The 18,563-nt window shown below is 50.2% G+C and carries 20 protein-coding genes and 1 riboswitch; of the genes, 9 read left to right on the top strand and 11 right to left on the bottom strand.

Annotated features, from left to right (window positions below; genetic code table 11):
- Positions 1-34: 34 nt before the first annotated feature.
- Positions 35-937: a GntR family transcriptional regulator gene (locus tag F3I20_RS11685; RefSeq protein WP_150037597.1), complete on the bottom strand. Its 903-nt coding sequence runs from the start codon at positions 935-937 to the stop codon at positions 35-37.
- A gap of 137 nt (positions 938-1,074) precedes the next feature.
- On the opposite strand from F3I20_RS11685, the gene F3I20_RS11680 reads away from it, so the two are divergent.
- The gene (locus F3I20_RS11680; RefSeq protein ID WP_150037596.1) at positions 1,075-2,103 is read left to right on the top strand and encodes a zinc-binding alcohol dehydrogenase family protein; all 1,029 of its coding nucleotides are present in this window, start codon (positions 1,075-1,077) and stop codon (positions 2,101-2,103) included.
- A 6-nt stretch (positions 2,104-2,109) separates the two neighbouring features.
- On the opposite strand, the gene F3I20_RS11675 is transcribed toward F3I20_RS11680, so the two are convergent.
- Positions 2,110-3,030: a nucleoside hydrolase gene (locus F3I20_RS11675; protein WP_150037595.1), complete on the bottom strand. Its 921-nt coding sequence runs from the start codon at positions 3,028-3,030 to the stop codon at positions 2,110-2,112.
- A gap of 117 nt (positions 3,031-3,147) precedes the next feature.
- A riboswitch (Fluoride riboswitch) is annotated at positions 3,148-3,223 on the top strand.
- 86 nt (positions 3,224-3,309) lie between these two features.
- Here F3I20_RS11675 and crcB point away from each other — a divergent pair.
- Together crcB and F3I20_RS11665 are read left to right on the top strand one after the other, a co-directional pair.
- A complete protein-coding gene (crcB, locus tag F3I20_RS11670) occupies positions 3,310-3,687 on the top strand; it encodes a fluoride efflux transporter CrcB (RefSeq protein ID WP_150011351.1) in 378 nt (125 codons plus the stop codon).
- 121 nt (positions 3,688-3,808) lie between these two features.
- Positions 3,809-4,624, top strand: coding sequence for a sugar phosphate isomerase/epimerase family protein (locus tag F3I20_RS11665; protein ID WP_150011349.1), 816 nt, complete (start codon positions 3,809-3,811; stop codon positions 4,622-4,624).
- Here the strand turns inward: F3I20_RS11665 and F3I20_RS11660 are convergent.
- From F3I20_RS11660 to F3I20_RS11620, 9 genes are all read right to left on the bottom strand, one after another.
- Complete coding sequence (locus tag F3I20_RS11660; RefSeq protein ID WP_150037611.1) at positions 4,621-5,226, bottom strand: alpha/beta hydrolase; 606 nt, start codon at positions 5,224-5,226, stop codon at positions 4,621-4,623. The genes F3I20_RS11665 and F3I20_RS11660 overlap by 4 nt on opposite strands.
- Before the next feature lie 11 nt (positions 5,227-5,237).
- The gene (locus tag F3I20_RS11655) at positions 5,238-6,179 is read right to left on the bottom strand and encodes a glutathione S-transferase family protein (protein ID WP_150037594.1); all 942 of its coding nucleotides are present in this window, start codon (positions 6,177-6,179) and stop codon (positions 5,238-5,240) included.
- 86 nt (positions 6,180-6,265) lie between these two features.
- Positions 6,266-7,183, bottom strand: coding sequence for a LysR family transcriptional regulator (locus F3I20_RS11650; protein WP_150037593.1), 918 nt, complete (start codon positions 7,181-7,183; stop codon positions 6,266-6,268).
- 188 nt (positions 7,184-7,371) lie between these two features.
- On the bottom strand, positions 7,372-8,121 hold the full coding sequence (locus tag F3I20_RS11645; RefSeq protein WP_150011343.1) for a histidine phosphatase family protein: 750 nt from the start codon (positions 8,119-8,121) through the stop codon (positions 7,372-7,374).
- Between the two features lie 131 nt (positions 8,122-8,252).
- Complete coding sequence (locus F3I20_RS11640; protein WP_197042346.1) at positions 8,253-8,567, bottom strand: PTS sugar transporter subunit IIA; 315 nt, start codon at positions 8,565-8,567, stop codon at positions 8,253-8,255.
- The gene (locus F3I20_RS11635; protein ID WP_150011339.1) at positions 8,567-8,872 is read right to left on the bottom strand and encodes a PTS sugar transporter subunit IIB; all 306 of its coding nucleotides are present in this window, start codon (positions 8,870-8,872) and stop codon (positions 8,567-8,569) included. The genes F3I20_RS11640 and F3I20_RS11635 overlap by 1 nt, the downstream gene beginning before the upstream one ends.
- Positions 8,869-10,314 carry a glycoside hydrolase family 1 protein gene (locus F3I20_RS11630; protein ID WP_150011337.1) on the bottom strand — a complete coding sequence of 482 codons (1,446 nt, stop codon included), beginning with the start codon at positions 10,312-10,314 and terminating at the stop codon, positions 8,869-8,871. Before F3I20_RS11630 ends, F3I20_RS11635 begins: the two co-directional genes overlap by 4 nt.
- Positions 10,314-11,585: a PTS sugar transporter subunit IIC gene (locus F3I20_RS11625; RefSeq protein WP_150037591.1), complete on the bottom strand. Its 1,272-nt coding sequence runs from the start codon at positions 11,583-11,585 to the stop codon at positions 10,314-10,316. The genes F3I20_RS11630 and F3I20_RS11625 overlap by 1 nt, the downstream gene beginning before the upstream one ends.
- A 162-nt stretch (positions 11,586-11,747) precedes the next feature.
- Entirely contained in the window at positions 11,748-13,679 is a 1,932-nt protein-coding gene (locus F3I20_RS11620) for a BglG family transcription antiterminator (protein WP_150011333.1), read from the bottom strand.
- Between the two features lie 631 nt (positions 13,680-14,310).
- Between F3I20_RS11620 and F3I20_RS11615 the strand changes: the two genes are divergently transcribed.
- The 6 genes from F3I20_RS11615 to F3I20_RS11590 all read left to right on the top strand — a co-directional run bounded on the left by F3I20_RS11615 (position 14,311) and on the right by F3I20_RS11590 (position 18,563).
- On the top strand, positions 14,311-15,120 hold the full coding sequence (locus F3I20_RS11615; RefSeq protein WP_150037590.1) for a winged helix-turn-helix domain-containing protein: 810 nt from the start codon (positions 14,311-14,313) through the stop codon (positions 15,118-15,120).
- A complete protein-coding gene (locus F3I20_RS11610; protein WP_150011329.1) occupies positions 15,117-15,635 on the top strand; it encodes a FidL-like protein in 519 nt (172 codons plus the stop codon). Before F3I20_RS11615 ends, F3I20_RS11610 begins: the two co-directional genes overlap by 4 nt.
- A 401-nt stretch (positions 15,636-16,036) precedes the next feature.
- Positions 16,037-16,315 (top strand): BMC domain-containing protein, encoded by a 279-nt coding sequence (locus F3I20_RS11605; RefSeq protein WP_150011327.1) that lies wholly within the window; start codon positions 16,037-16,039, stop codon positions 16,313-16,315.
- Positions 16,316-16,331: 16 nt separating this feature from the next.
- Positions 16,332-16,634, top strand: a complete 303-nt coding sequence (locus F3I20_RS11600; protein ID WP_150011325.1) for a BMC domain-containing protein — start codon at positions 16,332-16,334, stop codon at positions 16,632-16,634.
- Positions 16,631-16,909, top strand: a complete 279-nt coding sequence (locus F3I20_RS11595; RefSeq protein WP_150011323.1) for a BMC domain-containing protein — start codon at positions 16,631-16,633, stop codon at positions 16,907-16,909. Before F3I20_RS11600 ends, F3I20_RS11595 begins: the two co-directional genes overlap by 4 nt.
- 46 nt (positions 16,910-16,955) lie before the next feature.
- Positions 16,956-18,563 (top strand): acetaldehyde dehydrogenase (acetylating), encoded by a 1,608-nt coding sequence (locus F3I20_RS11590; RefSeq protein ID WP_150011321.1) that lies wholly within the window; start codon positions 16,956-16,958, stop codon positions 18,561-18,563.

Below are 18,563 nucleotides of genomic sequence, written 5' to 3'. Positions count from 1 at the left end.
CGGGAGCTAATGCTTTGTGGTTTTTAATCGGTTTTTAATTGTACTGACCGATTGAGCGCACCATCGAGGTTTTGGCGGTCGCCAGATGGTTATGCAGGGCGCAGAGTGCGTCGATATCCTGACGACCAATCAGCGCGGTGAGAATGGCCATATGCTCCTCCAGCGCCACAATATTGCGCTGCTTGAGATCGCTCTCATCCCACTGATAATGCGAGTGAAAGATCACCGAGATAATCTCCAGTGACTGATTAAAAAACGGGTTGTTGGCCGCGGATAAAATCAGCGAATGCATCTGGCGGTCCAGCGCGGCAAAGTGGCGATAATTACTGGCAATGGTGTCACGCATTGATCGATGACGATCCAGCAGATCCCGCGCCTGCACCCAGCGCTCATCGCTGGCGGGAAGATTGAGGAAGCGGCTCAGGGCGTGGGTTTCCAGCATCTCGCGCAGCTCAAACAGCTTCTCGGCGTAATCCTGCGTAAACTTCTTCATCCGCCACTGGCCGCGTTTCACCGGCTCCAGCAGGTCATAGCGCATAAAGCGCAGCAGAAACTCGCGTACCACTACCGGACTGACCTTCACCTGCTGCGCCAGTTGCAGCTCGCTGAAGGTGTCGCCTGGCACCAGCTGCCGCTGATTAATCATATTAAAAAACATCTGCTCGAAGTGGCTGGCCTGCTGCTCAATCGGCGGCGTTAAGGCGCTAAAGCCGTCATCATCGCGCGGTTCACGTACGATAACGTAAGTCTGATCGACTTTATCCAGCACGCCGCACTGATGCAGATAGTGCAGGGTATGACGCACTGTGGTGCGGCTGATATTGAACATCTCGGCCAGCGCCGCCTGCGGCGGCAGGGGTGAACAGATGTGGCGCTGAGCAATGCTCTCCAGCATCTGGTTGATCACGTTCTGACGCAAATTCTGGCTGTGACTCATCTCACTCTCCGGTTTTTTATGCATTAAAAACCATTCAAAGCCCAAAAAAATCGCCGTGCTTCACACTTCCCGCAAACGAACGCCGCGCGGCGAGCAGGATTCGCCATAACTGCCAGCAGGACAACCGGAGAATCACCATGACAACAATGAAAGCACTGGTCATCGCTGAACCACGTAAGATGGTCTGGGCGACTCGCGACACCCCAACGCCTGCCGCGGGCGAGGCGCTGATTAAAATCCTTACCGCCGGGATCTGCGGCACTGATATCCACGCCTGGTCCGGCAATCAGCCGTTCTTCAGCTATCCACGGGTGCTGGGCCATGAAATCTGTGCGGAAGTGGTGGCGCTGGGCAGTGGCGCTGAGGGCTTTCAGCCGGGCCAGCGGGTAGCATTGATGCCCTACATCTCCTGCCTGCGCTGCGACGCCTGCCAGAGCGGCAAAACCAACTGCTGTGAGCAGATCTCGGTGATTGGTGTGCATCAGGATGGCGGTTTCTGCGACTATCTAAGCGTACCGGTCAGCACCCTGCTGGCGGTAGATGAGGTGGCACCGGAAGCAGCCGCGCTGATTGAGCCGTTTGCCATCAGCGCTCATGCGGTGCGGCGTGCCGGAATCGGGGCGGATGAGCAGGTGCTGGTAGTGGGTGCCGGGCCGATTGGACTGGGTGTCGCCGCTATTGCCGCCGCCAGCGGCGCACAGGTGGTCGTCGCGGATACCAGCGAATTCCGTCGCCAGCATGTTGCGGACCAGCTCGGGCTGGCGGCACTGAATCCGGCTGATGAGGTGTTCGATAATGCGTTGCGCGAGCAGTTTGGTGGCCGTCTGGCGCTGAAAGTGATCGACGCCACCGGCAATCCTGCGGCGATGAATAACGCGGTCAACCTGATGCGACACGGCGGAACCATCGTCTATGTCGGTCTGCACAAAGGCGATCTGGTCATCCCGGACAGTGAATTCCACAAAAAAGAGGCCACGCTGATGGGCAGCCGCAACGCCACCCGTGAAGACTTTGATCGGGTGCGTGCGTTAATGGCCAGCGGCCAGCTGCGCGCCGACATGATGCTGAATCACCATCTGGCTTTCTCCACGCTGGATGAAACCTTTGAGGTGCAGGTCATCAACAATCGCGAACTGATCAAAGGCGTGATTCACTTCGACAGGTAACGTGATTCAGGGCGCGGTGAGGGTCTCAAAGAAGTGCGCCCGCACCGCGTCGGCATCCACGCCGAGCGCAATACGCTGGGCGGGCAGACCGGCAAACGGATCGGCTCGTGATGCCAGCGCGTTCAGTTTACGCACTGTCTGACCGCAGGCGATGCCCTCGGTAATCACCCGCAGCGGGCTTTCGGTGAGCGTAAAGGCCTGCGGCAGCGTCAGCCAGGCCACCGCCAGGGTGTCGTGCAGCGCCATGCCCGCAAAACCCTCTTTTGCCAGGCTGTAAGCCAGGTAAGGGCGACAGATCGCGCTCAGCACCGGCTGATTCAGACGCTGAACCTCTTCGCCGCTGATCAGCACCTTGTGCGTGACATCCAGCGGGATCACCACCACGTTCAGCGCCGAGGCAAGTACCTGATCGGCGGCGTGCGGATCTTTCCAGATATTGAATTCACTGAAGGGCGTCACGTTGCCGCTGTGGCCGTCGGTGCCAAACGCACCGCCCATAATCACCAGCTCTTTCACCAGCGGAATAATATCCGGTGCCTGATTAATGGCCGTGGCGATATTGGTCAGCGGACCAATCGCCACCAGGGTGATCTGATGCGGCTGCCCCCGCACGCTGTCGATAATAAACTGCACCGCGCCCGGTGCCTGATCGCTAAACGCATTATCAAACGCATCGCCCAGCCCATCTTCCCCGTGCAGCCTGGCGGGCGCAGAGGGGGCCAGCGCCAGCGGCCGTGAACAGCCGCGCCAGACCGTCGCGCTAATCGCCATTTTATCGCAGAATAGACGGGCATTTTTCACCGCCTGACCCACCGCCACGTTGCCAAAAACCGTGGTAATCCCCAGCAGATGCTGCGTCCGCGCCGCATAAGCCAGCGCAAAGGCGTCATCCACGCCGATATCAGTATCAAAAATCAGGGTACGCATAGGCTCTCCGCAACAGGCTGTAAACCTTCAGCATTACCCCGGTAATAGTCACATCGTCAAGCGATTCAGCCGCCCTGCGCGCACTCTTGCCAGCCCGAAACGGGCGTCGTATTATCACCGGCTCAAGGTGATGGCGTGCCACCTTTCCCAACCGCCGGTGGGCTTAACACCGGCTGATGACGCCTGACACTCAATCCTTTCGCGGGAGCTAAGGTGTCAGGCGCAGTTTATCTCTGCCCTCCCCCCAGCCCCGCATTACTCTGTAATCAGGAGCAAGACATGTTTAAACCGTTACTGGCTGTGATGATCGGCGGCTCTGCCGGCTGCGTACTGCGCTGGCTGTTCGCGATGCGTTTTAATGCACTCTTTCCCAACCTGCCACCCGGCACGCTGCTGGTGAATCTGATCGGCGGTCTGGTCATCGGCGGGGCGATGGCCTGGTTTGTCCGCCATCCCGACATCGACCCGATCTGGAAACTGTTAATCGTCACCGGACTCTGCGGCGGGCTGACGACGTTCTCCTCTTTCACTGCGGAATTAATGGGGTTGCTACAATCAGGGAAGTATTTCTGGGCGATGGCCAGCGCGCTGGTGCATGTGATTGGCTCGCTGCTGATGGCGTTTGCCGGTTTCGCACTGGTCACGCTGCTGGGTTGACCCGGTGCGCGTCATACCGCTTACGAGATGCTGATTTCGGGCATCAGCGCCGTGCATCGGATAATGCGCGGCGCTGACGCTGAACCTCACCGATTATTCCGGACGATTAAGGAGCCGAGCAATGCGAACCAATCCCACCTTCCTTAACCTGGTGTTGTTAAACGGTGAACCCGGCCAGAAGCTCCAGGCGGCGCGTGACGCCGGTTTTGATCAGGTCGAGATCTGGCGCGAGGATGTCGACGCGTATGAAGGCGGTGCAGCGGCACTGGCTGAGATCAGCGCACGACAGGGACCCGGCTTTACCAATCTGCAGGTGCTGCGTGATTTCACCGGCGCACCCAGCGCGCTGCGATCTCAGAAGCGCGAAGAGCTGCGCCAGTTTATACAGATTGCCCAGGCGCTGGGCTGTGACACCATTCAGGCACCGGCCAGCACCCGTGAAGATTGCTGTGCCGATCAGATTGACGATGACCTGCGCTGGATGGCCTCTGAAGCTGCGCGATACAACATGCGCATTATGTATGAGCCGATGGCCTGGTGCAGCGTAGATAACACGCTGCCGCTGGCGTGGCAGCGATTGCAGCGGCTCGATCAGCCCAATATCGGGCTGGTGGTCGATCTGTTCCATATCTGTGCGCTGGGCGGTGATGCCTCCCATCTGGATAACATTCCCGCCGATCGCATCTATGAAGTGCAGCTGTGTGACATGGCCGCCGTTCCCGCGCAGGATAAGCAGAGCCTGATGGCGATGGCGAAGCACCAGCGTCTGCTGCCCGGCGATGGGATTATCGACGTTGAGCGCTTTGTCGATAAGCTCAAAAGCGCGGGCTATCAGGGACCGGTGGGGATTGAAGTCTTTAACGATGCGCTGAAACGCCTGCCGCCCGACGTGGCTGCCCGCCATGCCTGGCAGGCGTTAACGCGCTACTGGGGTTAATCCTGTAAGCACTGCCCGATAAACGCGGCGGCGTGCATGGCACCCTGAACAGAAATGGTGTGGCCGGTGGCGGGTTCAAAGCGCGCGTCGACCGGCACCGCTGCGGCTCGCAGCCGGGCCGCCGCAGATTCGCTCTCCTGCCACGGGATGACTTCATCGGCCTGACCGTGGATCAGCAGCGCGGGCACATGAGCCTGCGGGGTTAATTCGCCGTCAACCGCCAGGCGACCGGAAAAGGCGACCACGCCCGCCAGCGGATAACGGCCAGACGCCAGCGCATCCAGCGCCATGATCGACCCCTGAGAGAAGCCCACCAGCACCACATCCTGCCAGCGGTCGGCAAAGCCGTGCTGCGCGACGATTTCGCTGAGGGTCGCATCAAACGCGGCCCGTGCCGCCCGAACCCGACCAGGCCGGTTCTCTGGCGTCACGTCTGCCAGGCTGAACCACTGCCAGCCAAAACCGGCGGGGAAACGTTCAGGTGCATTAGGAGAGGCAAAAACCACATCCGGCAACAGCGTCGCCCAGTGACGGCCAATCGGTGCCAGATCGTCGCCGTTACTGCCCACGCCATGCAGAAAAATCACCAGTGCTTTTGCCATCATTGCTCCATTTATAAACCGTATTCACTCAGATCAGGACCCGCCGGAACGATGCCGTTCGGGTTCAGCGCCTTGATCGAGTAGTAACCCTGTTTGATATGGTCAATGTTGACCGTTTCACGTACGCCAGAGACCGACAACATGCTCTTAAGATAGCGGTTCAGCAGCGTATAGTCGCGGATCCGGCGCAGGTTGCATTTGAACAGGCCATGATAGGCGACGTCAAAGCGAATCAGGGTCACAAACAGCCGGATGTCGGTTTCCGTCAGCCGTTCACCCAGCAGGAAAGTACGACCATCGCTGAGCAGCGCCTCCAGTTCATCGAGCTGGCTGAAAACGTCATTAAACGCCTGCTGATAGCTGACTGAGGTGGTGGCGAAGCCCGCGCGATAAACACCGTTATTCAGACGCGGATAGAGGCTCTCATTCAGCGCATCAATCTCCGCACGCAGCGCGGCGGGATAAAGGTCGATGCGGTTATCGGCCAGATCGCCAAAGCCGCTGTTAAACATGCGCACAATGTCCGCAGACTCGTTGCTGACGATGGTGGCGGTTTTTTTGTCCCATAGCACCGGCACAGTGGCCCGTCCGGTATAGTCGGGCGCGACGCGGGTATAAATTTCATGCAGGTATTGCGCGTTATTCAGCGGGTCCGCCTGCGCGCCGGGAAAGTTGCCGAAGCGCCAGCCCTGAGCGCCAAGCTGCGGCTCGACCACCGTCACGCCGATCAGCGATTCCAGCCCCTTGAGCTTACGGGCGATCAGCGCACGCGACGCCCATGGACAGATCAGCGCTACATAGAGGTGGTAGCGATCGGGTTCGGCGGCGAATGCCGTGGAGCCATCGCTGCTGATAAAATGCCGGAAACCGGACGTCTGACGGACGAAGCCGCCCTGTTTATCGGTAGCCTGCACCGGATGCCAGTCACTACTCCATTTGCCTTCTACTAACATCGCGCGACTCCTCTCTGTTTTGAGAAGCAGCTTAACTGATGACTAAACGGCTGATAATCCGGTTATAAAGACAATCATTTCTTCCATTATGGAAGAAATCCCACGGGCGGGAAGTGGGTAAAGTGGCTCACCAGAAAGTCGATGAGCAGGCGCGCCCGGTGCGCCAGATGACGGGCGGGTGGATAGACCACAAACAGGCCCAGCGGCGGCGTGTCGAAGTTATCCAGCAGCCGGACAATATCACCCTGTTGCAGCGCAGGAGTGGCGATGAAACCGGGCAGACGCGCAATACCTAATCCGGCCATCACTGCCTGCAGACAGGCTTCGGTGTTGGCAAAGCGCAGACGGCCCCGAACCGGCATGGTGACAATCTCGTTGCTGCCGTCACCGCTGACAAACGGCCAGTGCCAGGGATCGCGGAAATTGGTGTCGATAATGCACTGGTGCTGCGCCATGTCCCGCCAGTGCTGTGGCGTACCGAACTGCTCAAGATAGATCGGTGAGGCCGCTATGCGGACATGCACGTCGCCCAGCTTGCGCGCGACCAGACTGCTGTCGCTGAGGTTGCCGATGCGGATCGCCATATCAAATCCCTCATCGACGATGTTCACGGCCCGGTCGGAAAAGCTGACATCCAGTTCAATCAGCGGATAGCGCCGGGCAAACGCCACCAGTACCTGAGAGAGCACCGCCGTGCCAAAGGAGCCAGGCGCGCTGATTTTCAGCCGGCCGGTAGGTGTGGTGGCGCTTTCACGCACGCTGGCATCCAGCGTCTCAAACGCATCGAGCAGGTTTTTAACCCGCTCATAATAGCTGCGGCCAACGTCGGTGGGCGAGAGGGCGCGCGTGCTACGCTTAAACAGCTGGACGCCGAGCTGCTGCTCCAGCTTTGAAACCAGTTTAGAAGCCTGACTGCTGCTGGTACCGAGACGCAACGCTGCCGCTGAAAAGCTGCCGGTTTCCAGCACCGTGACAAACATCCGGTCACAATCGAGTCGATCCATGGCGAAGTCCTGTGGAAGTAAAGTCGCAGTATAGAAGCTGCAGTCAGGCGATGCAGCCTTCACTTTGCGTGCCTTAACCCTTTCGCTGGCGCGGAGAGACAGCCCTGGCATTGAGCGCCATCCTCGGGGCTGGTCTCGACGATCCATAGAGCAGATCGTTGCAGTATTTCTCAGGTGATTATCTCTCGCTAGTCGTGCATATAATGTGTGTCGCCTAAGGTTTTAATGGTAAAAATTCCATCATGGTAATGCAAAATTGTCAGACTGACATTGCCGATACTTTCGCCATGATATTGCTCAGGTGTAAAGAGAGAAAGCAGGGTAGGTATGGCGCTTCCATGAGATATGACCAGACTATTTCCGCCCCCTTTTTCTGCTGTTTCTTTTACAATTTTCTCGATCCCTTCCCTTAGTCTGGCGGTGATTTGCGCATAATTTTCTGCCATTCCAGTCTTGTCGTTATGAGCAATCGCATCGGCGATTTCTTTGTCACTCATTCTGGCGGTAAAGTTTTCCCATGTTGACCAGTCTTTTTTGAACTCCACATGCTTTGCAGCAAAAAGAGGCTGCCACAATTCCGCATCATCACGTCCTTCGAATCCCCCATATCCCCACTCTCTGAGCTCTGTTAACTCAGTAACATCAGGCTTGCTGGGGCTTTTGTTTTCAGCAAGGATTATCCGGGCCGTTGCTCGCGCTCTGCCAGCATCACTGCTAAAAGCCGTTTTAAAATCGACATTTGATAATCCTTTTCCTGCACGTGTTGCCTGAGAAATCCCTTTTTCAGTGAGCGGCGAATCACTCCATCCCTGCACCTGACCTGTAAGATTGAAAAGCGTTTGCCCGTGACGAACCAGATAAATGTAAACATCAGTGGCATTGGCCAGAGGAGAAAATAAAAAAATTAAACAAATCAATAAGAAATTAGCCTTTTTCATAAGTCTTGCCTTAAATATTTCTTTTATTAATTGTGTGCCAGTAAAAAGATGCTTTACTTGTGGTCGCCAGAAAGCATGCAGAAGACAGAGCATGCTTCTGATGTTATTGATAGGGATGCGGTCGTATCATATTAACTCTTATCGTGTAACAACTGATATAACAAGAGAAACTCTTCACTCAGAATTTTGAAATTTTCTGCACTCATCATTTGATCTTCGGCATGAACCAGGATTAAAGAGAGGTGATTCACATTTTCTTCCATCTCTTTCTGAACGAGCCGGGCATGGACCGCATGACCGAGATTATAATTTAACTTACCCTTTTCAATTAAATCGCGAGCCTGGTTGAATTTTTTCTGTCTGGCATGCTGAATGGCTTCGACGAAACATGAGCGTGCATCACCAACATGGCATATCATTTCAAAACAGATTTGTTCTGTGTCCATCAATTTTCTCCAAGAATTTTCAATGTCTGAAGTAATATCTTTTCACCATCCATCATTCCGTAATCCATCGTATCTATCACTCTGACTGGAATGTCTTTTGCAGCCGCCTTTACTTTATCCTGTAAAAAGCGCACCTGTGGACCCAGTAATATAATATCGGTATTGGCGAGATGGTCGCTAAGAGCCTGCTCAGGAATTGCTTTAATTGAGACGTCAGCATTAATCTTTGCCGCAGCCTCTGTCATTTTTTTAACCATAATACTGGTCGACATGCCTGCTGAACACATTAGTAGAATATTTTTCATTTTGAATAACCTTGTTTATTGTTGAGATTACGACCATTACTGGAAATAACATTTTGATACCAATGAAAGCTATCTTTTTTATAACGATTCAGTGTTTTAACAGCATTATCATCCCGATCAACGTAGACGAATCCATAACGTTTCTTATAACCGTTGCTGGTGCTCATCAGGTCGATAAAAGACCAGGGGTAATATCCCAGAACGGGTACGCCATCGGTGATGGCTAACTGCATTTGATAAATATGTTTTTGAAGGTAGTCGATACGGTAAATGTCATTGACCTGCCCATCGATCAACGTATCGCACGCGCCAAGGCCGTTTTCAGTGATTATGAGTGGAAGCTGGTAACGGTCAAACAACCTACGGCAGGCGATTCTTAACCCAACCGGATCAATCTCCCAGTCCCAGTCATTACGCTCCAGATAAGGGTTGCTGTCACCGGCGTAAAGACCTGGAAAACGAGGGTAGGTAAAACCTCCTTTTTTTCCATCACGATTAAAGCCAGGCTGAATCCCCTTATCATTTAACGGACAGGCTTTGGCAACATCACTCTGGTAATAATTAAATGCAATAAAATCAGGCTTCACAGACGTCAGTTCGTCAAGTTCTGACTGTCGTAAACGAATATCTAAACCGCGTTGCGCGAAAAAAGTGACGACAGCAGTGTTTTGTCGGCCCAGGCAAAGTAAATCAAGAGGATAAAACGTTCGGAATTCATCTTCATTCAGTGCTGCCATAATATCAAGTGGCGCACAGGTTGCCGGATAAGCAACCGCATAGCCAATGCAGGGGCCGATTTTCGCATTGGGTAATAGTTCACGACCTAAGCGGATAACTCTGGCATTTGCGAGTGCCATAACCCGGCTGACCTGAAAACGCCAGGCTTCCACCTCTACACCGGCTGGCACTCCACCAATTAAATCGGGATAGAGCACGACATTATTTGATTCACACAGGGTCATAAACCAGTTAACCCGATCACCAAACGCCTTGAAGCAGGTGGCTGCAAAACGTAAAAAATGTTCTATCATCTCATCGCCATACCAGCCGCCGAAACATTCCTGCAGGGCCTGAGGATGATCAAAATGATAGAGCGTAATCAGAGGTTCAATACCATTCCTAATCAGTTCGTCGATAAGCCGGTTATAAAAAGCTATACCAGGTGGGTTAATGTTAACGCCATCCGGATAAATACGCGTCCATGCCACAGAAAAACGATAGGACTTCAGCCCCAGTTCCTTCATTAATCCCACATCCTCATGGAAGCGATGAAAATGGTCTGATGTGACGGTGGTATCATGGAACGCATTGGAAAAATTCCTGCTGTCCTGCACTGAAACTCCTTTTCCTTCCTCATGAATTGCACCTTCAACCTGATACGCGGCTGTGGCCGCTCCCCATAAAAAATTAGTGGGGAAATTATTTAATTTGATATGTTCCATTAATTGCTTTCCTCATCCTGTAACAGAGTGTCCTGCTGTTCCTTTAAATAGAGTTGCTTGTCCGCCAGACGAAAAAACGGAAAGTAGATCAACATGGAGATAACAACGATCATGAATGACCAGAGCGTTGTATTCATGCTGCCACCCGTCATTAAGAAACCGACAATAAAAGTAGGCGTAGTCCAGGGCAGGTTTGCGACATGAGGCATGTCTATAATGCCATGCTGCATTAACAGGAAAGTGCTGCCAGCAATCAGCCCTGGTGTCAGAATAAAAGGAAGCATAAATAATGGGTTGAAGCATAAGGGGGTGCCAAAAATGATGGGCTCATTGATATTAAACAGTCCCGGGCCCAATGACATTCTGCCCAGTTTCTTGAAGTACTGGCTTTTAGCCAGAAACGACATCAGCACCACCAGGCCCAGCGTTGCCCCTGTACCGCCCGCCCATACCATTGCATCCGTTGCATTTGTTGCAGCAAACATCAGTTGCTCACCGGTCTGAAAAGCCTTTTCATTCAACGCACCATTCTGCATCAGAAAAGGCATAGCAATGCCAATAACAACCTGAGAATTAATACCGCAGAAAAAGACCAGCGCGCACAGCATGTGGTAAAGAGCATAGCCTGGTGCGGAATTCAGCACATAAGTGACAGGTGACAGTAAGTACGCTACAGCTACGTTGATATTAAAGTGAAAAAGAACAACCAGCAGGCTTAAAATCGCCAGCAAAAAGAGTGCGGGCAGTAACGAGGTGAACGACTCGCTTACTGCGTCAGGAACTCCTTTTGGCATGCGTATTGTGATATTTTTCTGTTTAAAGAGTGAGAGTGCCTTTATTGTGACAAAGGCGATAAGAATCGCACTGATCAGGCCTGACGTTCCCAACCCGTCAATATTGAGCTGATACTCATTACCGTTAACTAATTGATACTGGCTGAGAACAAAAAGACTAACGGACGTTGCAATAGTAACAAATATATCCTGTTTATATTCAAGGGCACCGTAGTAAGCCACGCTGGCGGCTGTCAGCAACCCCATGATTCCGGTAGTAGAATTAAATATGGTATCAAAAATAGGTGCGGCTGGTGCCATAAAGTGTGCCAACGGCTCCCATGGAATATTTGACAATAAAATAGATGTGCTGCCGATAATCAATAACGCCATACAGGCGCACATAGCATTACGAATGACAATCAGCGCCCGATTACTTCCAATCCTTGTCACGATCGGCATCAGGTGATTTTCCAAAAAAGCCGTAGAACTGCGCATGTTACTCTCCAGTTTTTTGCATATTTGAATAGGCTTTACAGTCTTGAACGCAAAATTTAAGGTGAAAAATACGCACCCTGGTGACCAAAGATTGTATTCGAACGGCAGTTGCGCAGGCTTACACACTTTTGCCACAATAGTGGCGGCATTTTTTAAAAAGGATCAATCTTCAGACTGGAATGTCTCACGAGTAAGCAATTTTATCAGCGTGTTGTAGGTAGGGTTCTTATCCAGTGCGGCTAACTTCTTACTATTATCCATAAGTGAAATAAGCCCCTCATGCAGGCACTGTAATGGTTCTTTTTCTCCTTTTCGTATATTAAGCATGAAAATATAGCGAACTTCGTGTCTGTCCCAGCTAATAGATTTTTTAAGGAGTGCGACAGCGACAAATGTTGTGTTACCACAGGGATGTAAAGGGTGTGGAAAGGCAATAGCATTTCCGAATGCTGTGGCAGACAATTTTTCGCGCTCGATAATTTTTTCAAGAAAATCGGAGCCGACTGCGACATACTCAGTTACTCGCTGACAAAGTTCCTCCAGTAGTTGATAGCGCTCAGTACTTTTCAGATCGGTAAAAAAAAGTTTTGGACTAAAAAATCGGCTAATTGACGGGTGGGCGGGCGCTTGTCTACTCATCCATTGCGCTAATAGATTTAGATCTCCTTCTCCAAGAAAACAGGTGGTGCGTATTAAAGGCAGCCCGATTTTAAAAGGTATATCAACAGTTGAGATGACAACGTCATAATCTTTTAAATCTGCATCTAACAATTCATAGAGCTGTACAACGTTAATCTTGCCAATCGAATGCGTGAAGCGCCTTTTTATTTTGTTGAGTAACAGCTGTGAACTTCCCATTCCGCTGGCGCAGACAAGCATAAGATTATAAGGATGTGGCTGAAAACCTTTGCGTTCAAAAGCTAAAGTAAAATGAATGGCAAGATACCCTATTTCTGCCTCATTTAGTTGCAACATCGTTTCCTGCTGGATAATACTTCCAGCCAGGATTGCCATCTCAAATGCTTTGACACACTCGCTTTTGATTTCCTCCAAAAGTGGGTTATTGATTTTTAGCCCCAGGTTTAAGCGGTCCATCATAGGTATAATATGAAGCGTCAGTAATTGAAAAAGCTCAAAATCTTCTGAGAAATCAATTGAAAATTCCTTGTTAATATTGTAGGTGATTTTTTCGAATAAATGGATAATGTCAGAGGATAATGTAACATCATAGTTATCGATCTTCCGCTTTCCGGCCAGGTGAATGGCAATGAAATATTGCTCACTCTCAGGAAACTTGATCGCAAAAGAGCGCTCACAGTTATCGATAATTTGCCTGGCTATTCGGTATTCATCACGCATTTTAAGTGCCGGTGCATTTACAGGATGATCATTATAATCAACACCTTGATCAATACGCATTAGTGCTATTTCAATATGTATAATAAGATTGTGGAATCCGGTATCTGTCAGCTGGAAATTATTATCCTGTAAGCAATCTCTGAGGATTTTAGCAATTTTCTGTCGTGATGTTTTAGTACTTGTGCTGGAAGGGAGATGTGCATTGTTATAGATGAAATATTTGGCTATGGCATGACGGATATTCAGCTCGCTTCCGATCAATTTTACCCCATATGCTGTTTTCATGTGCAGGCAGAGATTAAAGGTTTTTATTTCTTTGCGAACCTCTTTTATACAGTTGTTTAATGTTGATCGACTTATATACATTTCATCTGCCAGATCATTTAACTTAATGTATTCTTTTCGTGAAAGTAACTGGCGAATGATATAATCTACGCGACGCTGAAAAAAGATGGGTGAAACAAATTGATGGCGATGGTCATCCTTTTTCAATTTATTAAGTAGGCTGCTATATTTTTCCTTGTTCAGTATCACCAGTTGATAACCTTTTCCCGGATGCGATTTAATTTCTACACCATTGTCGTACAGCATGCTTTTGTAGGCTGATAAATCATTGCGTAATGTGCGAGGTTTTATCTGCAGGCTCTCACAAATTCTGACACTGGATAACGGGGTTTTAGCCTCGGATAGCAATCTGAGTAAAAAGCTTATACGATCATAATAGTGATGAGCCATTCTTGAACTTTCCAGTTATTTTTAAAGCTTAGTCATGACCGGAGCCATCCTGGTGATTTACTTAATCTAAGTCGAGAGTGCCATAACTGCCTGTATTGATACTACCTTTAACTGTTACCATGAATTTTTAGTGGCAATATCTGTACGTGGACTCCTAAATTAGTAGTATGTTATTAATGAAAATAGTGAATGTTGATAAAGTTAATCAGTTCGATTTCGACGGTCAGACATAAATGCCATACTGATCACAGTGTATTAATGGTGGTTCAGTAGATTATGATCTGCTGCAATGATAAATTGTGAGCCAGCGCGCAATAATAAAATCTTTTTATACGTTTATTCTTTTCATCTTGATGGTAATCAAGAAAAGGTACATTGCCTGGTCAGTATGCTTATTCTTATGAAAGCGAAATTTGTCAGAAACATACATAGATTTAAGCTCATGTGCAGGAATATTAATGTTTAACAAAGATTGTGAATTTTTAACATAATGATGCGCCATGAATGTGTTAATACGCTACTTTAGCGGGCCAGTCATAAAAAGTTTTCAGATTGAAGAAATGTAGGTGAAGGTCATGCTGATCGGAAGAAAGTGATAAATCAGAAGAATGTTATTCAGAGTGAATCAGCTATGCGCTACAAAATCGGTGGCCGAGTGATTTATGATGCCACAGACAACACACTCACGCTTCCGGATTGTAATGAGCCGGACAGCCAGCTCTCAATCACTGCTGGCGCGCTGCTTTATTATTTCCTGCACCACACTGAACTTGTAAGCCGCAATCAGGTCCTTAAAAAAGTCTGGGACGACAATGGATTAACGTCATCGAATAGTAATCTGAATCAGTATCTGAGTATGTTGCGTAAAACTTTGCGCCATTATGACGTGGATAATATCATCGTCAGTGTTTCGCGGGGTTTTCTGCAACTTAACCCTGATATTGTTATCGAGCCACTTACGATTGAGTCTGTTCCCTTGACAGAAACACCACCCGAGCCAATTTCAACGCCTCTGCCTTCGATTTCATCTAAGGTAAAGGTCGTTATCCCACCTTCTGGTGAGACACAGGCCAGATACTGGTATCTGGCAGGTAGCATCTTGCTAAGTATTGCAATGTTGTTAGTTATTTTTACGCTAATGAACAGGAATACGTTACGCGTGATGAATTTTACCCGGATCAGCGCGCAGCCATGCGAGCTGCTGGCCAGTGACGAAATGCTGCATTCAGTCGCCACCGCTATTTATAGGAAAAACTTTGAAGTCGTTCGTCAGCGTTTAAACCTGGCGTGCCATAAGGGGGAACATTTTGTTTTTTTCTACAGCGACAGGCTTGAAACTAATGGCCTTGGTCGACTTTTTCTTGCCCGTTGCGCCATCCATGAAGCTCAGCCATTCAGCTACTGCGATAACTATTTTTACTATGCATGGAAATCGCAATGAAAGTCACTCCGCGTGCTTTTTTTATGTTTTCTGCTTTAGCGTTTGTAGCTGCAACTGGATTCAGTATCGGGAAGTTATTTATCGCATCACGCGTCGGGATGATGAGTTGCTCTTCCAAAACTATTATGCGGTTTGAAAACATGGAAGATGAAAATGTTAATGGTAACGTTTACTTCAACTTTGGGCCTGAGGGAAAAGGTTCAATGGTCGTTGAGGGCTATACGGACTCCGCGACTGGTTCGCATTATTTACAGCGTTACGTGACATTCAGTTATTCCAGCAGGCGTGTTTCAGCAACAGATCGCCAGTATCGTATTAGCCAGTGGAAATCCAGCGCGTCGCCTATCGATGAATCTCCAGATGTTATCTTCGATTACTTTATGCTGGAGATGTCAGATAGCCAGGATGGACTGTTTCTGAATGCTCAGAAACTCAATGATAAGACGATTTTACTTAGCTCTATTAACTCCCCGCTTTTTATTTGCGCCCTGAGATCGGGCAGCAAAATCGATTAATCTCTCCATCTTTTATTGCCATGCAGACTGGCTAACATAAACCGCACTTTTTGCATTTACCCTTCTGATTAAAGTATGACTTTCACCACAGTTCCCGGATATCCAGATAACACTGAGCGCACACAAATTGATCAGAATTTTTACATCAAAATTGCTTTCTCATACTTATCAAAAGAACGCGCTATTTGTGTTGATGTCCTGAAACTCTGGCAGGACAAAAGCATGAAAAAGCGGCCTTAAAAGGCTAATTTGCAGAGTTAAATTCTGAAAATAACCAGCCATCAAACTTAAATTTCACTTTACCCCTTGCTGCCTATAGTGGGTCCGAGCGCCGCTTCAATCGGTATATGTCGATTAGCAGCGGTTTCCCGACTTACAAATTTGCTCCGGAGGAGAAAAGCATGGGTGATGCATTAGGGCTAATTGAAACCAAAGGTCTGGTGGCTTGTATTGCAGCAGCGGATGCCATGTGCAAGTCCGCCAATGTTGAGCTGATTAGCTATGAAAATATTGGTTCAGGCATGGTCACTGTCATGGTGAAGGGAGATGTCGGTGCGGTGAAAGCAGCGGTTGATTCCGGCGTTGAATCCGCTCAGCGCACCGGAGAAGTGATGACGTCGCTGGTTATTGCGCGACCGCATAACGACATCAATAAAATCGTCATTAAACACAAGGCTTGAGGACAGGAGAACGCACATGGGTGATGCATTAGGGTTAATTGAAACTAAAGGTTTGGTGGCCTGCATTGAAGCAGCAGATGCAATGTGTAAAGCAGCCAATGTCGAGCTGATTGGTTATGAAAATGTTGGCTCTGGCCTGGTCACCGCGATGGTGAAAGGTGATGTTGGTGCCGTAAAGGCGGCGGTGGATTCCGGTATGGAGTCGGCGCAACGCATCGGAGAAGTGGTGACATCGCTGGTTATCGCTCGCCCGCATAACGATATCAACAAAATTATCGCGCAATATCAAATGGCGGAATTACCGGAGCAAATCAGATGAAAGAAGCACTTGGATTGATTGAAACCAAAGGTCTGGCGGCCTGTATTGAAGCGGCAGATGCCATGTGCAAGGCCGCCAACGTCGAGTTGATTGGCTATGAAAATGTTGGATCCGGATTGGTTACAGCCATGGTGAAAGGTGATGTCGGTGCGGTGAATGCCGCCGTGGACTCTGGCATTACGGCAGCAAGGCGCGTTGGGGTAGTGGTTGCCTCTCGCGTCATTGCCCGGCCGCATCACGATATCGAAAAGATTGCGTCTCAGCACAAAGCCTGATCTGACAGTTGGCCGCGCCATCTCAAGACTTTTAAAGGATAGAATCATGAGTGAACTGGATAACGATTTGCAATCCCGACAGCATGCCCGGCATCTGGTGCGTAATGCTAAAAAGGCACAGGCTATTCTGGCTACTTTCTCGCAGCAGCAAATAGACGCCATTGTAAAAAACGTGGCTCAGGAGGCGGCGAATCAGGCCGAGATGCTGGCGAAAATAGCCGCAGAAGAAACCGGTTTTGGCAACTGGCAGGATAAGGTGCTGAAAAACCGTTTCGCCTCGCTACGTGTTTATGACGCCATCAGGGATATGAAGACCGTCGGCATCATTCATGACGACCCTGTACAAAAAGTGATGGATGTGGGCGTGCCACTCGGGGTGATCTGTGCGCTGGTGCCCTCGACTAATCCAACCTCTACAGTCATCTACAAAACGCTGATTGCGCTGAAATCAGGCAACGCGATTATCTTTTCTCCTCATCCCGGCGCACGTCAGTGCAGCTGGAAAGCCATTGAAATTGTTAAACGCGCTGCAGAGGCGGCAGGAGCACCGGCCGGTAGCGTTGACGGCATAAGTCAGTTAACGCTTGAAGCCACCTCAGAACTGATGCACAGCAAGGACGTCTCGCTGATTCTGGCGACCGGTGGTGAGGGGATGGTGCGCGCAGCTTATGCTTCCGGCACCCCAACCATCAGCGGAGGGCCAGGGAATGGTCCGGCATTTATCGAACGCAGCGCTGATATTCATCAGGCAGTGAAAGACATCATCACCAGCAAAACCTTTGATAATGGCGTAATCTGCGCCTCTGAGCAGTCAGTCATCGTCGAACGCTGTATTTACGACGATGTTTATCGCGAGCTGGAAGCTCAGGGCGCGTATTTTATGAACGAAAATGAGGCGCAGCAACTGGCGGCCCTGCTACTGCGTCCGAACGGCGCTATCAACCCCAAAATGGTAGGTAAAACAGCTGTCTGTCTCAGCCAGATGGCCGGATTCTCTGTCCCGACGACGACCCGCGTGTTGATTGCCGTGCAGACCCTCGTTTCACATAGCAATCCATACTCGCGTGAAAAATTGTGCCCGGTGCTCGGTTTTTACATTGAAGAGGATTGGAAGGCTGCCTGCCATCGCGTAGTGGAACTGCTTACCAACGAAGGGCTTGGCCATACGCTGGTGATCCACACGCGTAACCGGGATGTGATTCGTCAGTTCTGCCTCGAAAAACCCGTTAATCGCATTCTGATCAATACTCCGGCGGCGCTGGGAGGCATCGGCGCGACCACCAATATCACGCCAGCCCTGACCCTCGGCTGCGGCGCGGCAGGCGGAGGGTCCAGCTCTGACAACGTCGGGCCAATGAACCTGCTCAACATCCGCAAAGTGGGCTATGGCGTGCGCTCCATTGATGAACTCCACGCGCCAGTCAACGGCACGCAATCGCATCCGACTCCTGTCAGCGCAGCCGATAACCCGAATCACAGCATCTTAAACGATGAGCGCTTTCATTCCTCAACATCGGTGATAACCAGCCCAGCATCTGATACTGGCCGGGCAGATGACCGTTTTGCCACCACTAACGTTGGTATAGCAGACGAAATCAGTGAGCAAAATGTGGAACGCGTTATTCGTCAGGTGCTTGAACGCCTTGTTAAATAA

The organism is Candidatus Pantoea gossypiicola (genome assembly GCF_008632075.1).
Taxonomy (GTDB): Bacteria; Pseudomonadota; Gammaproteobacteria; order Enterobacterales; family Enterobacteriaceae; genus Pantoea; species Pantoea gossypiicola.
This window is presented reverse-complemented; position numbering and strand designations above follow the sequence as displayed.

Coding starts and splice junctions, on each gene's coding strand:
- F3I20_RS11650 (WP_150037593.1), bottom strand. CDS start 7,183: ATGGATCGACTCGATTGTGACCGGATGTTTGTCACGGTGCTGGAAACC.
- F3I20_RS11630 (WP_150011337.1), bottom strand. CDS start 10,314: ATGGAACATATCAAATTAAATAATTTCCCCACTAATTTTTTATGGGGA.
- F3I20_RS11655 (WP_150037594.1), bottom strand. CDS start 6,179: ATGTTAGTAGAAGGCAAATGGAGTAGTGACTGGCATCCGGTGCAGGCT.
- F3I20_RS11595 (WP_150011323.1), top strand. CDS start 16,631: ATGAAAGAAGCACTTGGATTGATTGAAACCAAAGGTCTGGCGGCCTGT.
- F3I20_RS11600 (WP_150011325.1), top strand. CDS start 16,332: ATGGGTGATGCATTAGGGTTAATTGAAACTAAAGGTTTGGTGGCCTGC.
- F3I20_RS11660 (WP_150037611.1), bottom strand. CDS start 5,226: ATGGCAAAAGCACTGGTGATTTTTCTGCATGGCGTGGGCAGTAACGGC.
- F3I20_RS11640 (WP_197042346.1), bottom strand. CDS start 8,567: ATGGACACAGAACAAATCTGTTTTGAAATGATATGCCATGTTGGTGAT.
- F3I20_RS11605 (WP_150011327.1), top strand. CDS start 16,037: ATGGGTGATGCATTAGGGCTAATTGAAACCAAAGGTCTGGTGGCTTGT.
- F3I20_RS11685 (WP_150037597.1), bottom strand. CDS start 937: ATGAGTCACAGCCAGAATTTGCGTCAGAACGTGATCAACCAGATGCTG.
- F3I20_RS11665 (WP_150011349.1), top strand. CDS start 3,809: ATGCGAACCAATCCCACCTTCCTTAACCTGGTGTTGTTAAACGGTGAA.
- F3I20_RS11675 (WP_150037595.1), bottom strand. CDS start 3,030: ATGCGTACCCTGATTTTTGATACTGATATCGGCGTGGATGACGCCTTT.
- F3I20_RS11635 (WP_150011339.1), bottom strand. CDS start 8,872: ATGAAAAATATTCTACTAATGTGTTCAGCAGGCATGTCGACCAGTATT.
- F3I20_RS11590 (WP_150011321.1), top strand. CDS start 16,956: ATGAGTGAACTGGATAACGATTTGCAATCCCGACAGCATGCCCGGCAT.
- F3I20_RS11680 (WP_150037596.1), top strand. CDS start 1,075: ATGACAACAATGAAAGCACTGGTCATCGCTGAACCACGTAAGATGGTC.
- F3I20_RS11610 (WP_150011329.1), top strand. CDS start 15,117: ATGAAAGTCACTCCGCGTGCTTTTTTTATGTTTTCTGCTTTAGCGTTT.
- F3I20_RS11615 (WP_150037590.1), top strand. CDS start 14,311: ATGCGCTACAAAATCGGTGGCCGAGTGATTTATGATGCCACAGACAAC.
- F3I20_RS11620 (WP_150011333.1), bottom strand. CDS start 13,679: ATGGCTCATCACTATTATGATCGTATAAGCTTTTTACTCAGATTGCTA.
- crcB (WP_150011351.1), top strand. CDS start 3,310: ATGTTTAAACCGTTACTGGCTGTGATGATCGGCGGCTCTGCCGGCTGC.
- F3I20_RS11625 (WP_150037591.1), bottom strand. CDS start 11,585: ATGCGCAGTTCTACGGCTTTTTTGGAAAATCACCTGATGCCGATCGTG.
- F3I20_RS11645 (WP_150011343.1), bottom strand. CDS start 8,121: ATGAAAAAGGCTAATTTCTTATTGATTTGTTTAATTTTTTTATTTTCT.